17 protein-coding genes are annotated in these 19,446 nt (G+C 59.0%); 10 read left to right on the top strand and 7 right to left on the bottom strand.

Annotation, left to right across the window (positions count from 1 at the left end; genetic code table 11):
* Nucleotides 1–14: 14 nt before the first annotated feature.
* Both P8S53_RS19320 and P8S53_RS19315 read left to right on the top strand, forming a co-directional pair.
* Nucleotides 15–1,928, top strand: coding sequence for a glycoside hydrolase family 127 protein (locus P8S53_RS19320; protein ID WP_277806943.1), 1,914 nt, complete (start codon nucleotides 15–17; stop codon nucleotides 1,926–1,928).
* A gap of 5 nt (nucleotides 1,929–1,933) precedes the next feature.
* Entirely contained in the window at nucleotides 1,934–3,037 is a 1,104-nt protein-coding gene (locus tag P8S53_RS19315; protein ID WP_373418539.1) for an ABC transporter ATP-binding protein, read from the top strand.
* Nucleotides 3,038–3,189: 152 nt separating this feature from the next.
* On the opposite strand, the gene P8S53_RS19310 is transcribed toward P8S53_RS19315, so the two are convergent.
* Genes P8S53_RS19310 through P8S53_RS19290 form a run of 5 tightly spaced genes read right to left on the bottom strand, consistent with a single transcriptional unit; the run spans nucleotide 3,190 to nucleotide 8,454 of the window.
* Complete coding sequence (locus P8S53_RS19310; RefSeq protein WP_277806942.1) at nucleotides 3,190–4,122, bottom strand: SMP-30/gluconolactonase/LRE family protein; 933 nt, start codon at nucleotides 4,120–4,122, stop codon at nucleotides 3,190–3,192.
* The gene (locus P8S53_RS19305) at nucleotides 4,119–5,057 is read right to left on the bottom strand and encodes an ABC transporter permease (RefSeq protein ID WP_277806941.1); all 939 of its coding nucleotides are present in this window, start codon (nucleotides 5,055–5,057) and stop codon (nucleotides 4,119–4,121) included. The genes P8S53_RS19310 and P8S53_RS19305 overlap by 4 nt, the downstream gene beginning before the upstream one ends.
* Nucleotides 5,058–5,065: 8 nt before the next feature.
* Entirely contained in the window at nucleotides 5,066–6,001 is a 936-nt protein-coding gene (locus P8S53_RS19300) for an ABC transporter permease (protein ID WP_277806940.1), read from the bottom strand.
* A 2-nt stretch (nucleotides 6,002–6,003) separates the two neighbouring features.
* Nucleotides 6,004–7,434 carry a sugar ABC transporter ATP-binding protein gene (locus P8S53_RS19295; protein ID WP_277806939.1) on the bottom strand — a complete coding sequence of 477 codons (1,431 nt, stop codon included), beginning with the start codon at nucleotides 7,432–7,434 and terminating at the stop codon, nucleotides 6,004–6,006.
* A gap of 6 nt (nucleotides 7,435–7,440) precedes the next feature.
* Entirely contained in the window at nucleotides 7,441–8,454 is a 1,014-nt protein-coding gene (locus P8S53_RS19290; protein WP_373418538.1) for an ABC transporter substrate-binding protein, read from the bottom strand.
* Nucleotides 8,455–8,679: 225 nt separating this feature from the next.
* Here P8S53_RS19290 and P8S53_RS19285 point away from each other — a divergent pair, with 225 nt between their 5' ends.
* The 4 genes from P8S53_RS19285 (at nucleotide 8,680) to P8S53_RS19270 (ending at nucleotide 14,041) form a co-directional block, all read left to right on the top strand.
* Nucleotides 8,680–9,885 carry a GAF domain-containing sensor histidine kinase gene (locus P8S53_RS19285; RefSeq protein ID WP_277806938.1) on the top strand — a complete coding sequence of 402 codons (1,206 nt, stop codon included), beginning with the start codon at nucleotides 8,680–8,682 and terminating at the stop codon, nucleotides 9,883–9,885.
* Entirely contained in the window at nucleotides 9,882–10,634 is a 753-nt protein-coding gene (locus P8S53_RS19280) for a response regulator transcription factor (protein ID WP_277806937.1), read from the top strand. The genes P8S53_RS19285 and P8S53_RS19280 overlap by 4 nt, the downstream gene beginning before the upstream one ends.
* A gap of 66 nt (nucleotides 10,635–10,700) precedes the next feature.
* The gene (locus P8S53_RS19275) at nucleotides 10,701–10,850 is read left to right on the top strand and encodes a hypothetical protein (RefSeq protein WP_277806936.1); all 150 of its coding nucleotides are present in this window, start codon (nucleotides 10,701–10,703) and stop codon (nucleotides 10,848–10,850) included.
* Between the two features lie 1,073 nt (nucleotides 10,851–11,923).
* The gene (locus P8S53_RS19270; RefSeq protein WP_277806935.1) at nucleotides 11,924–14,041 is read left to right on the top strand and encodes an acetate--CoA ligase family protein; all 2,118 of its coding nucleotides are present in this window, start codon (nucleotides 11,924–11,926) and stop codon (nucleotides 14,039–14,041) included.
* Here the strand turns inward: P8S53_RS19270 and P8S53_RS19265 are convergent.
* Nucleotides 13,996–14,784 (bottom strand): IclR family transcriptional regulator, encoded by a 789-nt coding sequence (locus P8S53_RS19265; RefSeq protein WP_277806934.1) that lies wholly within the window; start codon nucleotides 14,782–14,784, stop codon nucleotides 13,996–13,998. The two genes, P8S53_RS19270 and P8S53_RS19265, sit on opposite strands and share 46 nt — an antisense overlap.
* Complete coding sequence (locus P8S53_RS19260; RefSeq protein WP_277806933.1) at nucleotides 14,781–15,623, bottom strand: IclR family transcriptional regulator; 843 nt, start codon at nucleotides 15,621–15,623, stop codon at nucleotides 14,781–14,783. Before P8S53_RS19260 ends, P8S53_RS19265 begins: the two co-directional genes overlap by 4 nt.
* A gap of 75 nt (nucleotides 15,624–15,698) precedes the next feature.
* Between P8S53_RS19260 and P8S53_RS19255 the strand changes: the two genes are divergently transcribed.
* From P8S53_RS19255 to P8S53_RS19240, 4 genes are all read left to right on the top strand, one after another.
* The gene (locus tag P8S53_RS19255) at nucleotides 15,699–16,652 is read left to right on the top strand and encodes a tripartite tricarboxylate transporter substrate binding protein (protein WP_277806932.1); all 954 of its coding nucleotides are present in this window, start codon (nucleotides 15,699–15,701) and stop codon (nucleotides 16,650–16,652) included.
* A 68-nt stretch (nucleotides 16,653–16,720) separates the two neighbouring features.
* Nucleotides 16,721–17,464: an enoyl-CoA hydratase/isomerase family protein gene (locus P8S53_RS19250; RefSeq protein ID WP_277806931.1), complete on the top strand. Its 744-nt coding sequence runs from the start codon at nucleotides 16,721–16,723 to the stop codon at nucleotides 17,462–17,464.
* 16 nt (nucleotides 17,465–17,480) lie between these two features.
* Nucleotides 17,481–17,951, top strand: coding sequence for a tripartite tricarboxylate transporter TctB family protein (locus P8S53_RS19245; protein WP_277806930.1), 471 nt, complete (start codon nucleotides 17,481–17,483; stop codon nucleotides 17,949–17,951).
* A complete protein-coding gene (locus P8S53_RS19240; protein WP_277806929.1) occupies nucleotides 17,948–19,444 on the top strand; it encodes a tripartite tricarboxylate transporter permease in 1,497 nt (498 codons plus the stop codon). Before P8S53_RS19245 ends, P8S53_RS19240 begins: the two co-directional genes overlap by 4 nt.
* Nucleotides 19,445–19,446: the final 2 nt, after the last annotated feature.

Raw genomic sequence — 19,446 nt, 5'->3', positions numbered from 1 at the left:
CCAAAAGGTTTCCCATGAACGAACATACCCCCACCGCCCACGCAAAATTCCGGCCCCTGTCGGTTGACAAGGTCCATGTCGGCGGCTTCTTCGGCCCGCGGATCAACACCATATGCGCTGTCACCGCGCGCACGCTGTTTGATCGCTGTATCGAGGCACGGATGCTTGATCAGGTGGATCCAGACCGTCCGAACCCCGGTCTGGTTATCCCCTTTCAGCATGGCAATACTGTTACCACCCAGATGTTCTGGGACAGCGATTTCGGCAAATCCATTGAAACCGCCGCCTATGCGCTGAACCACTGCCCCGACCCCGAACTGGAAGCAATGGTGGATCAGGTGATCGACGCCTATGGCCGGTTGCAGATGGAAGATGGCTATCTGAATTCCTGGTATATCCGCATCGAACCGGGCCAGCGCTGGACCAACCTGCGCGACCGGCATGAATTGTATAATGCAGGCCATCTGATTGAAGGGGCGGTCGCCTATTTCCATGCGACGGGCAAGCGCCGGTTTCTGGATATCATGTGCCGCTACGCCGACCATATCGCGCAGGTCTTCGGCCCCGGTGACGGGCAGCGCAAGGGCTATCCCGGTCACCCGGAACTGGAACTGGCCCTGGTGAAACTGGGTCGGGTCACCGGCGACCAACGCTATCTTGATCTGGCGAAATTTTTTGTCGATCAGCGCGGCCAGTCGCCCAACTATTTCGAGCACGAAGCGCAGGCGCGCGGCGAGGGGGAAGGCGGGTTTTATTTCGGCACGCTGGAATATTGTCAGGCCCACAAGCCCGTGCGCGAACAGGACCGGGTGGTGGGCCATGCGGTGCGCGCGGCCTATCTTTATGCGGGTATGGCAGATGTCGCGACTGAATTTGGCGATGACACACTGACCGAACCGCTGGAAAAACTGTGGTCGCATCTGGTGGATCGCAACCTGTATATCCATGGCGGGTTTGGCCCCTCGGCGCAGAATGAAGGGCTGACCTTCGATTATGACCTGCCGAATGCCACCGCCTATGCCGAAACCTGTGCCGCAGTCGCGCTGGTCTTCTGGGCCAGCCGCATGCTGGGGCGCGGGCCGGACGGGCGGTTTGCCGACATCATGGAACAGGCACTTTACAACAATGCGCTGTCTGGCCTGTCACTGGACGGGACCAAATTCTTCTACGACAACCCGCTGGAAAGTCTGGGCGATCATCACCGCTGGACATGGCACCGCTGCCCCTGCTGCCCGCCCAATATCTCGCGACTGGTGGCATCGATCGGGTCATATTTCTACGGTGTTTCAGACAGTGAAATCGCGGTGCATCTATATAATTCCAGCCGCGCCGAAATCGCGCTGGCCGGGGGCAATGTGACGCTGGAGCAGGTGACAGACTATCCCAATGACGGCACCATTCTGATCAGCATGCAGACGGACCGCCCGCTTGATTTCGCGCTGTCGCTGCGCATACCCGGCTGGGCAAGGACGGCCACAGTTACGGTCAATGGCGACCCCGCAGCAACCGCGCCACGCGCAGGGTATATCCGCATACAGCGAAGATGGCAGGCGGGGGATCAGGTTGTGCTGACACTTGATCTGTCGCCGCGCAGGGTTTTCGCCCATCCGCGTGTGACCATGAATCAGGGGCGCGTCGCGCTTATGCACGGACCTTTTGCCTATTGCATTGAAGAGGCAGATAATGGCCCCGACCTGAACAGCCTGATCCTTGCCGATGACGCACCCCTGACCGCCGAACCCTCCGGCGATCTGGGCGGAATTGTCCGGCTGGGCGCGTCAGTCTTACGCGAAGGGACTGTGTCTCAGGCGTTGTATGACAGCGCACCACCCGCGCGGTCCCCTGCAACGCTGACGGCAATTCCCTATTATCTGTGGGACAATCGCGCACCGGGTGCCATGCTGACCTGGATACGACGGGAAGGATGAATGCCATGAAAATGCCAAAAGTCAGCGCAGGTCGCGCCGCTGGAGTCACCCTGAAACGGCTGCACAAATCCTTCGGCGCAGTGGAAGTTCTTCGTGACATCAACCTTCAGATCGCACCGGGCGAATTTGTTGTCTTTGTCGGCCCGTCGGGGTGCGGAAAATCAACCTTGCTGCGCCTTATTGCGGGGCTGGAAGATGTAACAGCAGGGGATGTGTTCATCGGCAATGAGGACGTGACCGAAAAAGACCCATCCGACCGGGGCATCGCGATGGTGTTTCAGACCTACGCGCTTTATCCACATATGAGCGTGGCGCAGAATATGGGCTTCGGACTGAAAGCAGCCGGATGGCCCAAGGCCGAAATTGCACAAAAGGTCAGTGATGCAGCCGCCGTGCTGAAGCTGACAGACTATCTGGACCGCAAACCCGGCCAGCTTTCGGGCGGTCAGCGCCAGCGCGTGGCCATTGGGCGCGCCATCGTGCGCAACCCCGATGTGTTCCTGTTTGACGAGCCGCTGTCCAATCTGGATGCCGAACTTCGCGTCGGCATGCGCCTTGAAATCACGCGCCTGCACCGGGAACTGGGGATCACCATGATCTATGTAACCCATGACCAGACAGAAGCCATGACGCTGGCCGACAAGATTGTCGTTCTGCGCGCCGGCAAAGTGGAACAAATCGGCGCGCCTGCTGATCTTTATGAAGACCCCGATAATGCCTTTGTGGCTGGCTTCATAGGGTCGCCCGCGATGAATTTCTTTCCCGCCGTGATGGCGGAAAATGGTCAGATCGCAGTGGGGGACAGCAGGATCGCGGCGCCCCCCCTGACCCAACCGCCCGCCATCGGTACGAAAATTACGCTTGGCGTGCGTCCGGAGCATTTTGAAATAGGGGACAACGGGGCTGATCCGCACGCGCTTGTTTTCGATGTGGAATTCACTGAATATCTGGGCGGTAGTTCCTATTGCTACGGCACAACCGGCAACGGTCTTGCCTGCACGCTGGAAGCGCCGCGCGGTCTGAAATTGCCTGCGGGTCATCGCACACCGCTTCGCGTTGACACGCGGTATTTGCGCATCTTCGCCGCGGACGGCCAGCGTATCCGTTAACATACTGCTAAAAGATGTTTGTGTTCGCCATTTTCAATCCTGATACAGATATGAAGGCAGCGTCAGTGGCCCGCCCTGCCATGATTTCAGTATCACCCCTGTGACAATACACACGAAACCTGCCCCGTGGCATTAGGTCCGCGCGGCGGCCGTCACATGGGCCCTGCGCCCTGTGTCCAGGGTTCGGCGCCCTTTATGTCCACGAATATGCAATAAACCGATGTTGTTGCGGTAATGAACAGCCGGTGACCGTCAGGCCCGCCGAAACACAGGTTCGCCACCACCTCTGGCACCAGTATCTTGCCCAGAAGGCGGCCATCGGGCGCGAAGCAATGCACACCGTCTGCTGCCGATGACCACAGGTTTCCCGCTTCATCGGTGCGGATGCCATCGGGCAGGCCGTGGTCAATATGGGCAAAAACGCCTGCATCAGTCAGCGTGCTGCCAGCGACATCAAACTGGCGGATCACGGATGCCACGCTGTCATCATGGCTCGACCCGCTTTCGGCAATATAAAGGCGGGTTTCGTCGGGCGAAAAACACAGCCCGTTCGGCTGCACAAAATCCGACACAACCGGCGCGGTGATGCCGGTTTCGGGATCAATGCGGAACACATGCCGCGCGTCCTGTTCGGGATCGCAGCGCCGCCCCTCAAAATTGGAATCGATTCCATAGGTCGGATCGGTGAACCACACTGCGCCGTCCGAACTGACAACCACATCATTGGGCGAATTCAGCCGCCGCCCCTGATACGCGGATGCCAGCACGGTCAGGCTGCCATCATGCTCGGTGCGGGCAACATCGCGGGGCCCGTGGCGACAGCCGACCAGCCGCCCCTGCCGGTCGCGCGTGTTGCCATTGTTGAACCCCGACCCCTGCCGGAACAGTGCCACCCCATCGGGCGACCAGCGCAGTATCCGCTGGGACGGGATGTCGGAAAACAACAGGCAGCCGTGATCACCAAACCAGACCGGCCCTTCAACCCAGGTGAAACCGGTGGCAATCCGTTCCAGTTGCGACATGGGGTGGACAAGCGAAGCAAAGGCATTGTCATGGATTTCCAGATGCGGCGGTGTCGAGATCATGGGCGCGCCCTCCGCGTGCTGGCAACAATGACAATGCCGATGATGATAGAGCCAGTCAGAACCAGCCGCACGCCCGCGCCGAAGCCATAGGAATTCAGCATCGACACAACAAGGAACATGAACAGCGCGCCCCCCCAGACACCGGGAACATTGGAATTGCCCCCGGCAATCGATGTGCCCCCGATGACCACCACCGCGATGGACATCAACAGATATTCCTGCCCCATATTCAGTGATGCGCCACCTGAAAAGCTGGCCAGCAGATAGCCCGCCACTGCCGCCAGAACCGAAACAGTAAGGTAAGTGACGGCGCGCACCAGCTGCACCGGAACACCGGCCAGCCGCGCTGCGCGCATGTTCTGCCCCGATGCCAGCAGCCAGCGCCCCCAGATGCTGCCTTCCAGCACCACCCAGACCACGACCGCCAGCACCAGCCCGACCAGTGCGACATTAGGAATGCCCAAGGCGCGGCCCGTGGCGAAATCGGCAAGCGCTTCGGGCGGGCGGACGCGCAGCCCCCGGTTCGACCAGATCGCAACGGACTGATACACCAGCGATGCAGCCAGCGTGGCGATAATGGGCGGCAGACGCAGCAGATAGATCAGTGCGAAATTGGCCCCGCCCGCCCCCAGCCCGACCGCGACCGCGACACCCAGACCCCAAAGCTCAAGGCCCGGAACAGACCCCATGGCCTTTAGCGCAAGCGTGCCCGACAGCGTCATCACAGCAGGGATCGACAGATCAACATTGCCCGGACCCAGCGTGATCACCATCATCTGGCCCAGCCCGACAATGGCGGCAAAGGCCCCGAACGACAGCGCGGCATAAGCAAGCTCGCCCGCGCCGCGCCCTTCGGTCAGCAGCATCGTCAGCATGAATGCGCCACCGGCGGCAAGCCATGACCAGATCCAGGGGCGTGAAATAAGCGTTGTCATGTGCCCCCCTATCCGTCGCGCGCGTTGCGGCGCGTGAACAGCAGCCGTGCCATCAGCACAATGATCAGGATTGCGCCCTGCGCGCCTATCTGCCAGTCGGGCGACAGGCGCAAAAAGCTAAGGAAGGATGCCGCCAGCGTCAGTGTCAATGCGCCAATCACTGCGCCCACCGGACTGACCTTGCCGCCGGTAAATTCGCCCCCGCCAAGGATGACGCCTGCGATGGACAAAAGCGTATAACGCAGCGCAATATTGGCATCAGCCGAAGTTGTCAGCCCGACCAGCGCCATGCCCGCAAGAACGCCGAACAGTCCCGCCAGACCATAGGCCAGCGCCTTCAGCCGGATCACCGGCCAGCCCGCGCGCGCAACCGAACGCGCATTGCCGCCCACGCCGCGCAGCACAGTGCCGATGCCGGACCGGATCACCAGCAGATGCGCCACGGTGGCAATCACGACCGACGCCACAACAGCCATCGGCACCATGGGCGGGGTCGATGTCATCATACTGCGCAACCAGCCCGGGCTTGCCCCGCCCGGCGTGGGCAGGATGAACAATGCCAGCCCACCCCAGACAAACGACATGCCCAGCGTCACAACGATTGCAGGCAGTTCCAGCCGGTGGATCACCGCACCCATCACCGCATAGGCCGCGACCAGACATGCCAGCACCGCCACCCCCAGCGCCGGTTGATCGTTCAGCAGCGTTGCCGTGACACAAGCGGCCAGACTGACAAAGGCCCCCACCGAAAGATCAATATCTTCGACCATCATGATGCACATCTGGGCAACCGTCGCCAGTGCGATGGGCACGGCCAGATTGAACAGCAGGTTCACCCCGAAATAGCTCATGGTGCGGGGCTGCATATAGAAGGTTGCCACCAACAGCAGCGCCAGCGACACAACCGGAAGCAAAATGCGATACTTTGAGAATAATCTGCGCATGCTCAACCGTCCTGCATTTCAAACGAGGCGCGAAGGATACCTTCTTCGGTGATCGCATCGCCGGTCAGCTCCGCCGAAATCTGGCCGTTGCGGAACACAAAGACACGGTCACACTGGCAAACCTCGTCGGTTTCGGTCGAATACCACAAAAAGGTGCGGCCCTTGGCGGCCTCGGCGCGGATCATCGCATAGACCCCTTGTTTGGTTCCCACATCGACCCCGCGCATCGGATCGTCCATCACAACCACTGGCGCAGTCGATGCCAATGCACGCGCAAACAGCACCTTTTGCTGATTGCCCCCCGACAACGACAATATGTTATTGGCCAGATCACCGGTGCGAATGCCAATGCGGTGTTTCCAGTCCTCGGCAAGTGCGGTTTCTGCCGAATGGTCAACCAGCCCGCGCCGTGAAAACTGCTGCAAGACGCCGATGGATATGTTGCGCAGGATCGACCACAGCGGCAAAATACCATCGCGGGTGCGGTCACCGGCGACAAAAACCATCTTTGGGTCGCGACGCGCACGCCATGCCGATGTCGTGCCCAGATACAGGTGCGCAAGTGCGCGCGCCTGCCCGTGACCTGCCAGCCCCGACAGGCCCACGACTTCGCCCTTGCGGGCGGCCAGCCCGTCATCGGTGCGCACCACTTCAGGCCCGAAATCGCGCGCAACGGCGGCAACGGCGGCGGCGTCGGCGACATGACCCATCGCATCGACCAGCCCCTGCCGCGTAAATTCCGCAACAGGGCGGTCGGCCACCACCTTGCCGTCGCGCATGACCAGAATGCGCGATGCAACGGCGAACACCTCGCCCAGCATGTGTGAAATGAAAATGACTGCCCCGCCCTGCGCACAAAACTGGCGGACATAGGCAACCAACTGGTCTGCAATCGCCGCATCCAGCGACGATGTCGGTTCATCAAGGATTACCAGCCGGACATCCTGCCCGCGCGGGGCAAACCCGATGGCGATTTCAACCATCTGCCGTTCGGCAATGCCCAACTCCTCGACTGTTGTTTCGGTGTCAATTCCATGACCGGGAAAGACTGTATCAAGCGTGCGCGCAATCTCGGCCCGCGCAGCACGCCGCCAGCCCGGCCCGCGCAGGCCCGAATGCGAAATACGCAGGTTCTCGGCAACCGTCAGGTTAGGACATAATGATAGTTCCTGAAACACCGACCGCACCCCGGCGACCAGCGCCGTATCCGCGCCGGATGCCGGAAAATCGACACAGCCCGATGTGGGGCGCAGACCCCCGTTCACAACATTGACAAGCGTGGATTTCCCCGCGCCGTTATGCCCCACAAGCCCGAGGCACTCCCCCGGTCTGATCGACAGGCTGACACCGTCAAGCGCCCTGACCGCGCCAAAAGATTTGGCCGCATCGGTCAGGGCAACAATCGGCGCAGACTCTTGCGCTACTGCGGTCATGTCGTGTCAGTCCGCCTCGGCGATCACAGCGCGCGCATCGTCAAGCGAGTAGGTGACATTGGCCACCGAACCCGCAGGCGTTTGCGCCAAGGCATCATCCAGTGTGTCTTGCGTAATTTTCAGGAACGGCACGGTCAGGTCCTTGGGCACGTCCTGCCCGTCAAGGATCTGTTGCGCCACCCAGAACGCCAGCGTGGCAACACCGGGTGCAATTGACAGCGACAGCGTTTCATAGCCGTTGGCATCACGCTGGTCCGCCCACCACTGCATTTCGTCCTGACGATTGCCCAGCACAATGATCGGCATGTCACGGCCCGCCGCGCGAATTGCCTGTGCGGCCCCGTAGCCATCGCCGCCCTGTGTCACAACACCGACAATGTCGGGCAGCGAAGGCAGAATGCCTGAAACAGCGCGCTGCGCCACTTCCTGCGCCCAGTCGCCATGAACCGCGCCTGCGATGTTGAACTGGCTATGCTGCGCGACACCTTCGTGAATGCCTGCCGAAATCTCGTCATCGACGAACACACCGGCAAGACCGCGTATTTCCAGCAGGTTGCCGCCATCAGGCAGTCGGCTGGCCAGATAGTCCACCTGCTCGCGGCCCATTTGTTGAAAATCAACCGCGATACGCCATGCGCAGGGTTCGGTGACAATGCCATCAAAGCTGACGACGACAAGGCCCGCATTGCACGCCTCGGCCACAGCGCCGTTCAGCGCGGTTGGCGACGCGGCATTCAGCACGATGGCATCATACCCCTGCAAAATCAGGTTCTGGATCTGCGCCGCCTGTTCGGTGGCCTGATTTTCGGATGTGGTGAACGCATCAGCTGCCGCCACAACACCGTCCTGCGCCGCTGCGCCAGCGATTTCGGACCAGGATTCCAGCATTGCCTGACGCCAGGAATTGCCCGCATAGTTGTTGGACAGCGCAATGCGCTTGTCACTGGTGTCGGCGTGCACCGGGGCAACGGTCGCCATCATGGCAAGCGTTGCCGCACCCAGAAGTGTGGTATTCCTCATGTTTCCTCCCTTCGCATGCAGCAGATTGCCAGCATGCTCCTCCCTGTCGTGACCCGGACATACCGAGCGTGGGAAAAGGCTATGGGGGCCTGTCGGGTCTGTAAAGACAGGAAGCCGCATATCTGTTGCGGGTTCCCGCATATCAGGTGCGGATTCGGTTATTTCTTTCTGCAATACATGGCTATATGCTTGCGGGTAAGCGCAGCCAAGTCATGGAGGAAGCCTGTGTCCACCGCATCAGCCCCGCTGGCACTGGCCGGACATGATGTCTTCATGCGTATTTCAGGCCATCTGGCGGGCGAAACCGAAATCCCCTCCGCGCTGGCGGCGGTCGCAGACGAAATCGCATCACTGATCCCGTTCACGCATGCTGATATCTGCCTCAACGACTCGCCCGGCTGGACAGTCAGCTATGAGGTTGGCATCACCACAAGCTGGTCGCGCAAGCGCACCCGTGTTCAGAATTCGCCTGTCCGTGATCTTCTGACCGCGCGGTGTGACGCGATGCTGACTGCGGACGCCACCCAAGATCCGCGCTATACTTTTGCAGGGGCGCGATGCGAGCCGATTTTCCGCCATGACCTGCGGTCGCGGGTCAATGTGCCAATGAAGGTTATGGGCAGGGTGATCGGCACGCTGAATATCTCACATAATGCGCGCGGCCTTTATGACGGGGCAACCGTGACGCGGGCGCGCCATCTGGCGGATATGCTGGCACCCTATTTTCATGCCCTGCACGCGTCGGAAAAGGCACAACAGGTGGCGCGCGCCCGGGCCGAAGCGCAGGCACGCGAAGAAGGTTTGCGGAAAGGCGCGCTGGACCTGACGCAGGAACTGGAACGCGAACGCCAGCGCATCGGCATGGACCTGCACGACCAGACGCTGGCCGACCTGACGCGCTTGTTGCGCGATCTGACCGCAGACACGGCGACACCGGACCGGCAGGTGCTGGCAGAACGCCTTGGCCACTGCATTGATGACCTGCGCCGGATCATCGACACGGCGGTTCCGACACTTGTGGAATTATTCGGCTTTGCCCATGCGGTTCGCGTCCATCTGGAACGTGCCACGGGGCATGCGCCGGTCGTGGTTGACGTGGACGACCGGACGGGCAACACCCCCGACCGGCTGGACACAACCACGCGCACCGCGCTGTTTCGCATCACGCAAGAGGCGATCAACAACACCGCGCGCCATTCCGGTGCAACGCGCATTGGCGTCATGATCGACCATGACCCGACCGGACGGCTGCGCCTGACAGTTCAAGATAATGGCTGCGGTTTTTCGGCCACCACGGCCAGCAGGCAGTCGGGCCTGTCGCATATGCGCACCCGTGCCCGCCTGATCGATGCCGATCTTGAAATACTGGAGAACGCGGGCACATGTGTCGTGGTGACGCTGCGCGGGGCCGGAAAGGAGGGCCGCACATGAAGGTTCTGATTGTCGAAGATGACCAGTTCCATGCGTCCTATCTTCAGGATACGCTGGCCGAGGCATTGCCCGAAGTCACCGAGACACTGCACGCCGTCGACGGGCTTGCCGGCACCACAGAGGCCCGCGCGGGACGGATAGAAGCCGTGGTGATGGATTTGCAGATGGACAAGCAGAACGGGATAGAGGCTGCGCGCACCATCTGGTCCGAACGGCCCGACACCCGCATCCTGTTCTGGTCCAACTATTCGGATGAGGCATATTTGCGCGGCATCAGCCAGATCGTGCCCGAAGACAGCGCCTATGGTTATGTCCTGAAAACCGCGACACGCGAACGGTTGAAACTTGCGTTGCGCGCCGTTCTGATCGAGGGGCAGATCATGGTTGACCGCGAAATCCACCGCTTCCAGCGTCGCACCACATTGCCCCGCAATGCATTGGATGACAGCGAATATGCCGTGCTTCTGGACCTTGCGCTTGGGCTGCAAGACCGCAGTATCGCTGAACGCCGCGGCATGTCATTGCGAACAGTGCAGAACCGCTTGTTGTCGCTATATGAAAAACTTGGCGTTCTGGATGATGAAACTGGCGACACAGCGGGCGGGACGGGGTTCAACAAACGGGTGCGGGCGTTGAACCGTGCAATCGCCATGCGAATCCTGAATGCCGAACTGCTGGAAACATCGCAGCGCGATTTTGACCGCTGGCGTGCACGGCGCACGGTCCGGACTTTGCCTGCACGGCCGTAGGTTTCAGATGGGGCTGTTGCGTTAACTGCTTGCTGTTTGACATTAGGTCGTGAAAGGACCTTGCATATGTCAAGCACACAGCCGTTCAAACGCCACCGGTTTCCTGCAATGATCGTCTTGAAGGCCGTGCGGATGTGTTTTTGCTACCCGTTGTCCTATCAGGATATGACGGACCTGCTGGCGGGGCGTCATGTTAGCCGCGCAAGCCTGAATTGATAGTTGGATGAAGCCTATACCCGTGTTGGCGCCAAAGACTGCGGATCACCGATACCCGCGATCTCGCGTGTCCACCCGTCAGGAAGTTGCGGGGCGCTGTTGCTTTCGGGGCTGCGCAAATTGCACAGGGAACATCGCCAAGACGATCACCGCCTATAAACACCGGCAAAGCGCAAAGGCCCGCGCCAAGGTGGAAGCTTTCGCAAAGGAACCGGGCATTCGCTGGCCGAACTCATTGGCGGCGATGTAAAATCAGGCGCGCGCGTAGCGCTGTGCTCCAAGGTTTGAACAAAGCCATGGCGCATCTCGGAATTAGCGTTCAATTCGAATACTGGCACAGCAAGGATCCTTCAGATGGAATTCCTTAATATTTCTGCACTGTGCTGAAGCTATGTGTGTCGGCGTTGCTGTCGCCGCCTGCACTCGACCGACGCGCTGATCGTGCGGAGTGGAACAGGCTGGCGGCGCTGTAACCACGCGATCCGGCTCGTTTCAATCCCGAAATGTTCGCTGGCCCATCTGCCAGTCGATGGAGGTCCGCCAGATCCTCGTTGTGCCCACTGGTTTCGTCTGGGCGATGAGAACCCGTGGAGGCATGCCGGTTTCTGGATTGGATAGCGGATTCTGGACCCGTTTCGTATCTTGGGGCTTATCCCGGCGGCGCGGCTGGGCGGTGATCCCGATCACACACATTTTGCGCGAACGGGGATATCCATACATGTGCACATCGCCTCAATGAAAACATCATCCGCGAAAGTCGGTAGACACCCTATTGTTTTAGCTTCCGGCACGGCGTCCCCCAAGCGCGACTTTGCATACGATGTTTCTAAGCACCCCTGCCACAGAACGGCCTGCCGCAAATCTGCGAAGCCGTTTTTCCGAATGATTGCATTGGTTAGTACACTTCTCAATTATCATACATGTTTCAAATTACAGAACAAATAAAGGATTCCGCAATAGCTGGCTATGATGTCGCTTGCATTGCAGGCTTCTTGACTCAAGTGCCCAAATGAAGTGAGATGTATCAAAATACGCATTTGCGTTCTGATATACGGAACATTTGGGAGGCAATCTTGACCAAACGAACAAACACCATTGCAATGAGCCGCGTAATTTCTCCGAAATCCATCGCCCTGATCGGTGCCTCGGCGGATTATGCAAAGTTCGGCGGGCGCATCCTGCATCACTTGATTGATCACGGATTCGGCGGAAAAATTTATCCCATCAATCCCAAACGAGAGAGTTTGCTGGGTCTGACCTGCTACAAATCCATAACGGACTTGCCGGAGCCGTCGGATATGGCGCTGGTGGCCGTTCCGGCGACCCTTCTTGAAGAAACCGTCGAAGCTTGCGGCACGGCGGGGGTGGGCGTCTGTGTCATTATTACTGCGCAACTGGGCGAATTCAGTGCGGAAGGTGCCGCACTGGAGGAAAGGATAGTCGCGATTGCGCGGCACCATAAGATGCGGCTTGTTGGGCCAAACTGCATGGGTATGATTGTGCCACAGGCGAACATTGCCCTGTCCTCGACGCCGACGCTGCGCCATGCGGCAACATTGCGCAAAGGGGGCGTAGCCTTCATCAGCCAAAGCGGTGCGATGATGGGAACCCTGTTCTTGCAAGCGCATGATCACGGCGTCGGTCTGTCGGGCATGGTCAGCATCGGGAACCAAGCCGATCTGGAACTTTGCGACTTCCTCGAAGCTTTCATCGACGAAAAAAAAACGCGGGTCATTTGCCTCTATATCGAAGGTCTGAAATCGCCCGCGCGCTTTCGTGAACTGTGCCTGAAAGCGCGGGCTGCGGGAAAATCGGTTCTGGCGGTAAAGGCAGGACGAACAGAGGCTGGCTCGCATCTGGCGAAATCGCACACGGCAAGCCTTGCAGGTTCGTTTTCCGCATTTGAAACGCTTTGCCTAGAGGTTGGCGTGGTCCTGCTGGACGACCCGGACGCCATGATCTTGTGCGCAGGTGTCATGTCTGCCAACCCGCGACCTGCTTGTGCCAACGTGGGTATCATCTGCGCTTCGGGTGGCGGCGCGGCGATTATGGCCGACCAGCTTGCAATGCGCGACTTGCGCGCAGACGTCTTTTCCGATGACACACGACAAAGACTGAAGCAAGACTATCCCGCATCGCACCAGAACAACCCGCTGGATTTGGGCGGGCACAAAGGCGGTCTCGAATTCGGTATCTTCGAGCGGGCGATTAACGCGGTGCATCAGGATACGTCAACCGGCGTTACCGCGTATGTCATGACCCCGCAGCCCATGATGATGCAAACGCTGGACCACGCAATCGGTATCTGGCAACGGCAGGAAAAGCCGTTCGTGCTGGTCTTGAATTTGTCCCGTTTCGGGGATGAACTAAGGGACCGCGCACTGGAAGCGGGCATACCATTCGTGACACGCACCGATGATCTGTATCGTGTGCTTCAGGTTTACCGCGATGATCTGGCGGGGGCATCGGCTATACGCCAGCGCGACCCCGCGCGCCCTGCCGATCTGGACACGCCACAGGTGACAGCAAGCGGCTTCCTGACAGAACCTCAGGCCAAGGTGCTTCTGTCAGCCTACGGTGTTTCCGTTCCGGTCGCAAAACTGACAACAACAGTCGAAGAAGCAACCGTCGCAGCAAAGGATTGCGGGTATCCTGTGGTCCTGAAAGGCGTGGTGCCGGATGTTGTGCACAAAAGCGATCTGGGCCTTGTCAAAGTCGGGATCAAGACGGAACAGGCGCTGCACGCGGCATTTGCCGAAGTCGCGCAGGCCATCGGACACGCCGCAAGCGGTGCACAAACGCAGATTGATGTGCAGCAAATGATTGCACCCGGGATCGAGCTGATCGTCGGGATGACGAATGAACCGGGATACGGGCCGCAGCTTGTGCTGGGCGCAGGTGGCATCCATGTGGAGCTTTTGCACGATGTGGTTCAGCGTCGCGCGCCGGTCACACCGGAAGATGTACGAATGATGCTGGAAAGCCTTCGCCTATGGCCACTTCTGTCAGGGGCGCGCGGACAGGCACCGCTGGCAATCAACGCGGCCTGTGAAGCAATCGCGCGGCTGTCTTGGCTTGGTCCGGATCTGGGCGAACAGCTGCGCGATTTCGAGGTGAACCCGTTCCGGATTACCGAAACCGGCGCCTATGCGCTGGACGGGCGGGGAACGCTTGAGACGCCGACACCTTGATTGACGCCAGACCAGGCACGCTCGATCTGCGCGGTGTGGTCATGCAATTCGGCCACAAACCGCACGATCAGCGCATCGCTCAATTCCTCCATCGGTCCGGAAATACTAAGTGCCGCGACAACATCCCCATGCAGCGACCGGATCGGCACCGCCACGCCGCGCGCGGCTTCGTTGATTTCGTGGAACGCGGTCGCATGGCCTTGCGCGCGGATCGTCGCAATCTCCTGCGCAAGGCGATCGGGGTCGGTGATCGTCCTGTCCGTGAACCTGACGAGGTTCTGCGTCATGTCCGCGATGATCTCCTCTGGTGCGAAGGCCAGAAGCACCTTGCCCCCCGACACCGCATGGAGTGGTGCGCGTGCACCCAGATATGCGAAAGTCCGCACGAAAGCACGGCTTTCGATGCGGTCTATGACAACGCTGGTCAAGCCTTCGCGCACGCTGAGCATAACATTTTCCGAGACTCGTTCGGACAAGGCCTGAAGGACCGGATGCGCGACAGAGACGAGAGAGTTCGACGCAACCTTGCGCGCGCCAATCTCGAAGATTTTGAGCGTGAGGTCATAATGTGATCCGTCGCCCGTCTGCTGGACATAGTCAAGATCGCGCAATGTCTGAAGCATCCGGAAGGCGTTGGAGCGTGTCAACTCCGATGCCTCCGCAATGTCGCGCAGCCGCATCGGGCGATCCGATTGCGACAGAATTTCCAATAGGCGCAGCGCTTTGTCCACCGACTTGATCATGTGCGTTCTGTATTCGTTTGAGATACCTTGGTAAACTCTACTGCGTCCTGGTGAAAAACGGAAGCAGCAGCAGCCAGCGTCGCTTCAAGCTGATTTGGAAGGCGATCTTCGGAGAACCGCATAGCCGGTCCTGTGATGCCGATTGCACCAATGACAGTATTCCATTCGGAAAGGACCGGCGCGGCCAGTTCAAAGATGCGCCGCGTTTCATGACGTCGGATCAAGGCATATCCATCGATACTGGCGCGTGCGACCTGTTGCACTGTCTTGTCCGATGCACCGGACGACGCAAGCAGTGCCGCACGGGCGTCTTCCGCCAATGCGGAAACAAGCGCAATGCCAAGTGCGCTGTCATCCCATCGCAGTGCCAGGTTGTCGGGAATAACCGAGGCTACGGCGACCGACGGCAAGGCATTTGCAAGAAATACGACGCTGCTGCCATCCAGCAAAGCGAAATGCGCACTTTCGCTGGTTTCCCGGACAAGAGCTTGCAGGAATGGCAGGACCGCCATTCGGAACGGAAAGCTGGCAGCGACCCGCGTTCCCATTTGTGCCAGCTTGAGTGATGGAAAATATCGCCGCGAATCGGGATCGAAGCGCAAATAGTCTGCCTCGCGTAATGATGCGACTGTGCGATGCACATTGCTTTTTGGTAGGTCAAGCTTGCGCGCAAGCTCAGATACACTCGCTGGTTCGCCCCCAGCGACGATTACTTCAAGAATATTTAGCCCTTTCAACAGTGTAGTATCCATTTCACCTGCCTTCGCCACGTTCAGTTTTGCATCATCGATTCGATTATTGTTCTGTATATTAGAACAAAACAATTCATTGAGAAACATAAATCTCCATGCTAGCATTTACCCGGAGGACATGCGGCCCAGTCACGCCGCGTATTGGTAACGGGAGGATACACCATGATTTCCAGAACATTCGGTCTTGCAATTGCAGGTATGTCGCTGATGACGGGCAGTGCATTTGCACAAGACTGGCCGTCAAAGCCTGTCACAATGATCGTTCCTTACAACCCCGGCGGGACGACCGATATTCTCGCGCGCCTCGCAGCAGAGGCGATATCAGAATCCATCGGCCAGCCTGTCGTTATCGACAATAAACCGGGCGCTGGCGGCGTCGTCGGGGCCACGCTGGCCGCTGGCGCACCGAATGACGGCTATACGATTTTTTTCGGCAACAACGCCACCAATGTGGTGCAACCTATCATCAATCCGGCAGTAACCTACGATCCGGTAAACAGCTTCGACGGGATTGCCACAACGGCCGATTCACTGGTCTTCGTCGGCGTGAATGCGGGTCTTGGTGTGTCTGACCTTGATAGCTTCGTGGACTATCTGAAAGACAATAATGCCAAATACGGCTCGGCGGGCGTTGGCTCCATGGGCCAGTTCTCGACAAACTATTTTCTGGATGAAGCAGGGGCCGAAGCCAGACACATCCCCTATCAGGGGTCCAACAACGCCGTGACGGCCATTCTGTCCGGTGAAATCGAATTCATGGTCGACCCTGCTGTGACACAACAAATCGACAATCCGGATATGAACGTTATTGCGGTGATTTCTGACGCGCGCCACCCTGCCTACCCTGACGTTCCCACAACCAAGGAACAAGGCTATGAAATGTCGCTGAGTGGCTGGTTCGGCGTTTTTGCGCCAGCGGGCACAGATTCCGACGCTGTTGCGAAGATGAGCGCCGCACTTGAGGCGATGGTGGAAAGCGAAGCCTATCAGGCGCGAGTCCTTCAGATGGGTCTGCTTCCGGCCTATCGCAATCCGGCACAAACGGACGAAGCCGTGGAATCCGACTTCGAAGTTTTCATCCAAATCCGTGACGCCGCTGGCATCTCCATCGACTGAGAGTCCCTGTCGACCTGACCGCCTGCATCCGCAGGCGGTCTTTTCCCGGTTCTTCCAAAGGTTGCCGAATGAACTTTGAGAATATCCTGTATGAAGAGGCTGACGGGATCGCAGAGATCACCATCTGTCGCCCTGAGAAACGCAACGCGATGACTGGCCAGATGTTCGCGGATTTGCGCCAGTGCTGGGACAGGTTTGACGGCGGCGATGCGCGCGTCGCCATCCTGAAGGCCTGCGATGACAAGGTTTTCAGCGCCGGGGCGGATCTGAACGACCCGCCAGAGTTGTTTTGGCATGCAGTGCCCGAATTCGGATTTCGTTGCGACAAGCCAATCATTGCAGCGATTAGCGGCAAGGCAATCGGGGCAGGGATGGTCTTGGCAATGATGTGTGATTTCATCGTTCTGACGGTGGATGCAGAGCTGATCTATCCCGAAGCCAAGATAGGGGTTGCCAAGGGTGCGGTATCGGCGCTGGTCAAGCGCGGACCGCTGCGGGTCGTGCAGGAGATGATGCTGCTCGGGGATCCTATTTCCGCGCAGCGTGCCCATGAATGCGGGATGGCGAACCGTCTTGTTGCCCCGGGCACGCATGTTGACGAGGCGCGAAAACTGGCGCGACGGATTGCAGATAACGCACCACTGGTTGTCGAGATGCTGAAACGCATGAGTCTGGATGCTGTGGGCGACACACCCATCCAGACCTTGTTTGACGTCACGCGCAAGGTCGACACTGTCATGAACAGCCAAGACGCCGCCGACGCGCTGGAGGCATTCCGCAACAAGCGGGCACCGGTCTTTCACGGACGTTGAACAGACAGGAGCCGTCATGCACAATAAGATATTCGCAGCACTGACATCGCGCAGCGGCCTTGGTGCCGTGTTGATGTTCGCCGTCGCCGCTGTAACCTTCATCCAGGTATCCGGCCTGCGTCTGGGCACTGCGGACGCCATGGGACCGGGCTATTTTCCTGCATTGCTCGGCGGGTTGTTCCTTCTTTTCGGGCTGATGCTGTTGATCGAAGGTTGGCAAAACCCCGATCAGCGGGTCGCGCCCGGCCTGTTGCGCCCGGTGATCTATCTGTTGGGGGCCATCATCCTTTTTGGTGTGTTCTACCCCTTGCTGGGCGGTGCCATCTCTATCGCGGTGCTGGTCACGGTGTCGGCATTGGCTGAAACCGGCCGGACGCTGCGCGAAATCGCGCTGCTGGTTGTGACTGTCGTGGGCCTGATCTGGGGTATCTTCGTTTTCGCGCTTGATTTGCAGTTGCGGATGATGCCGCCTTGGGTGCTTCCATGATCGACAACCTTATGCTCGGATTTCAGGTGGCCCTTTCGTGGGAAACGCTGATGTTCTGCTTTGTCGGCGTCTCCATCGGCATGTTTATAGGCGTGTTGCCCGGCGTAGGTCCGCTGGCAGCAATCTCGATGTTACTGCCGCTGACTTATTACATTGCGCCAACCGACGCGCTGATCATGTTGGCGGGTATCTATTATGGCGCCCAATATGGGGGGTCGGTCGCGTCGATCCTCTTGCGCCTGCCGGGAACCGCCTCTTCGGCGGTGGTCTGCATAGACGGCTATGAGATGACGAAAAACGGTCGTGCAGGCGCGGCCTTGTTCATTTCGGCGGTTGCATCCTTCATTGGCGGAAGCATCGGCATCTTGCTGATGTCGGGTTTCGCACCCGCGCTGGCAGCTTTTGCATTGCGCTTCGGCAGTCAGGAATATTTCCTGCTGATGTCGCTTGGCCTTGTCGCGGCTTCTACCCTTTCCGAAGGGTCTGCGGTGCGCGGCCTTGCCATGGTGACTTTGGGGGTTCTGCTGGGGATCGTCGGGCTGGACACAACCTCGGGGACCATGCGGTTCGTCTATGGGCAGTTTGAACTGATGGACGGCATCAGCCTTGTTGCATCGGCCATGGGTTTGTTCGGCCTGTCCGAAATTCTGGCGAATATAGGGCGTGCAGAACGCAGGCGGCCCACGGGCAAGATCTCGCTGCGATCAATGATCCCGACACGCAAAGAACTGAGCGACAGCTGGCCGGCAATCTGGCGCGGCTCGGCCATCGGGTCTTTCTTTGGCACCCTGCCGGGCACCGGATCGACGATCGCGTCGTTCTTTTCTTACGCAACGGAAAAGAAGATGGCCCGCAATCGCGCCCGCATTGGTCAGGGTATCGTCGAAGGGGTGGCAGGTCCCGAGGCTGCGAACAACTCCGCAGCGCAGACAGCCTTTATTCCGACACTGACGCTGGGCGTGCCCGGTGATGCTGTGATGGCCCTGCTTCTGGGCGCAATGATCGTGCACGGGGTCACACCAGGACCGCAGATGCTTAGCAATACACCCGAAATGTTTTGGGGGCTTATCGCCAGCTTCTGGCTGGGGAACCTGATCCTGCTGATCTTCAACATACCCATGATCGGGCTTTGGGTTGCGATGCTGCGTATTCCCTACCGCCTTCTTTACCCGGCAATCCTTGTTCTTGTGGTGATTGGCACCTATTCAATCCGCTATTCCGTCTTCGACATCTACCAGCTTCTGGCTTTCGGGTTTCTGGGCTATATCCTGCGCCTGCTGCACTTCCCGGTGGCGCCTCTGGTTCTTGGCCTCGTCCTTGGTCCGATGATGGAGGAGAATTTCCGAAGATCACTGATGTTGTCGGACGGGGATCTTTCGACCTTCATCACCCGCCCGATCAGTGCAGTCCTCTTTAGCTGCATCGTTCTCGTATTGCTGGCGCAAATAGCAGCACCCCTCTTGCGGTGGATACAACAGAAGAAAAAGGTTTGAAC

The sequence above is a fragment of the Roseinatronobacter sp. S2 genome, assembly GCF_029581395.1.
GTDB lineage: Bacteria > Pseudomonadota > Alphaproteobacteria > Rhodobacterales > Rhodobacteraceae > Roseinatronobacter.
This window is presented reverse-complemented; position numbering and strand designations above follow the sequence as displayed.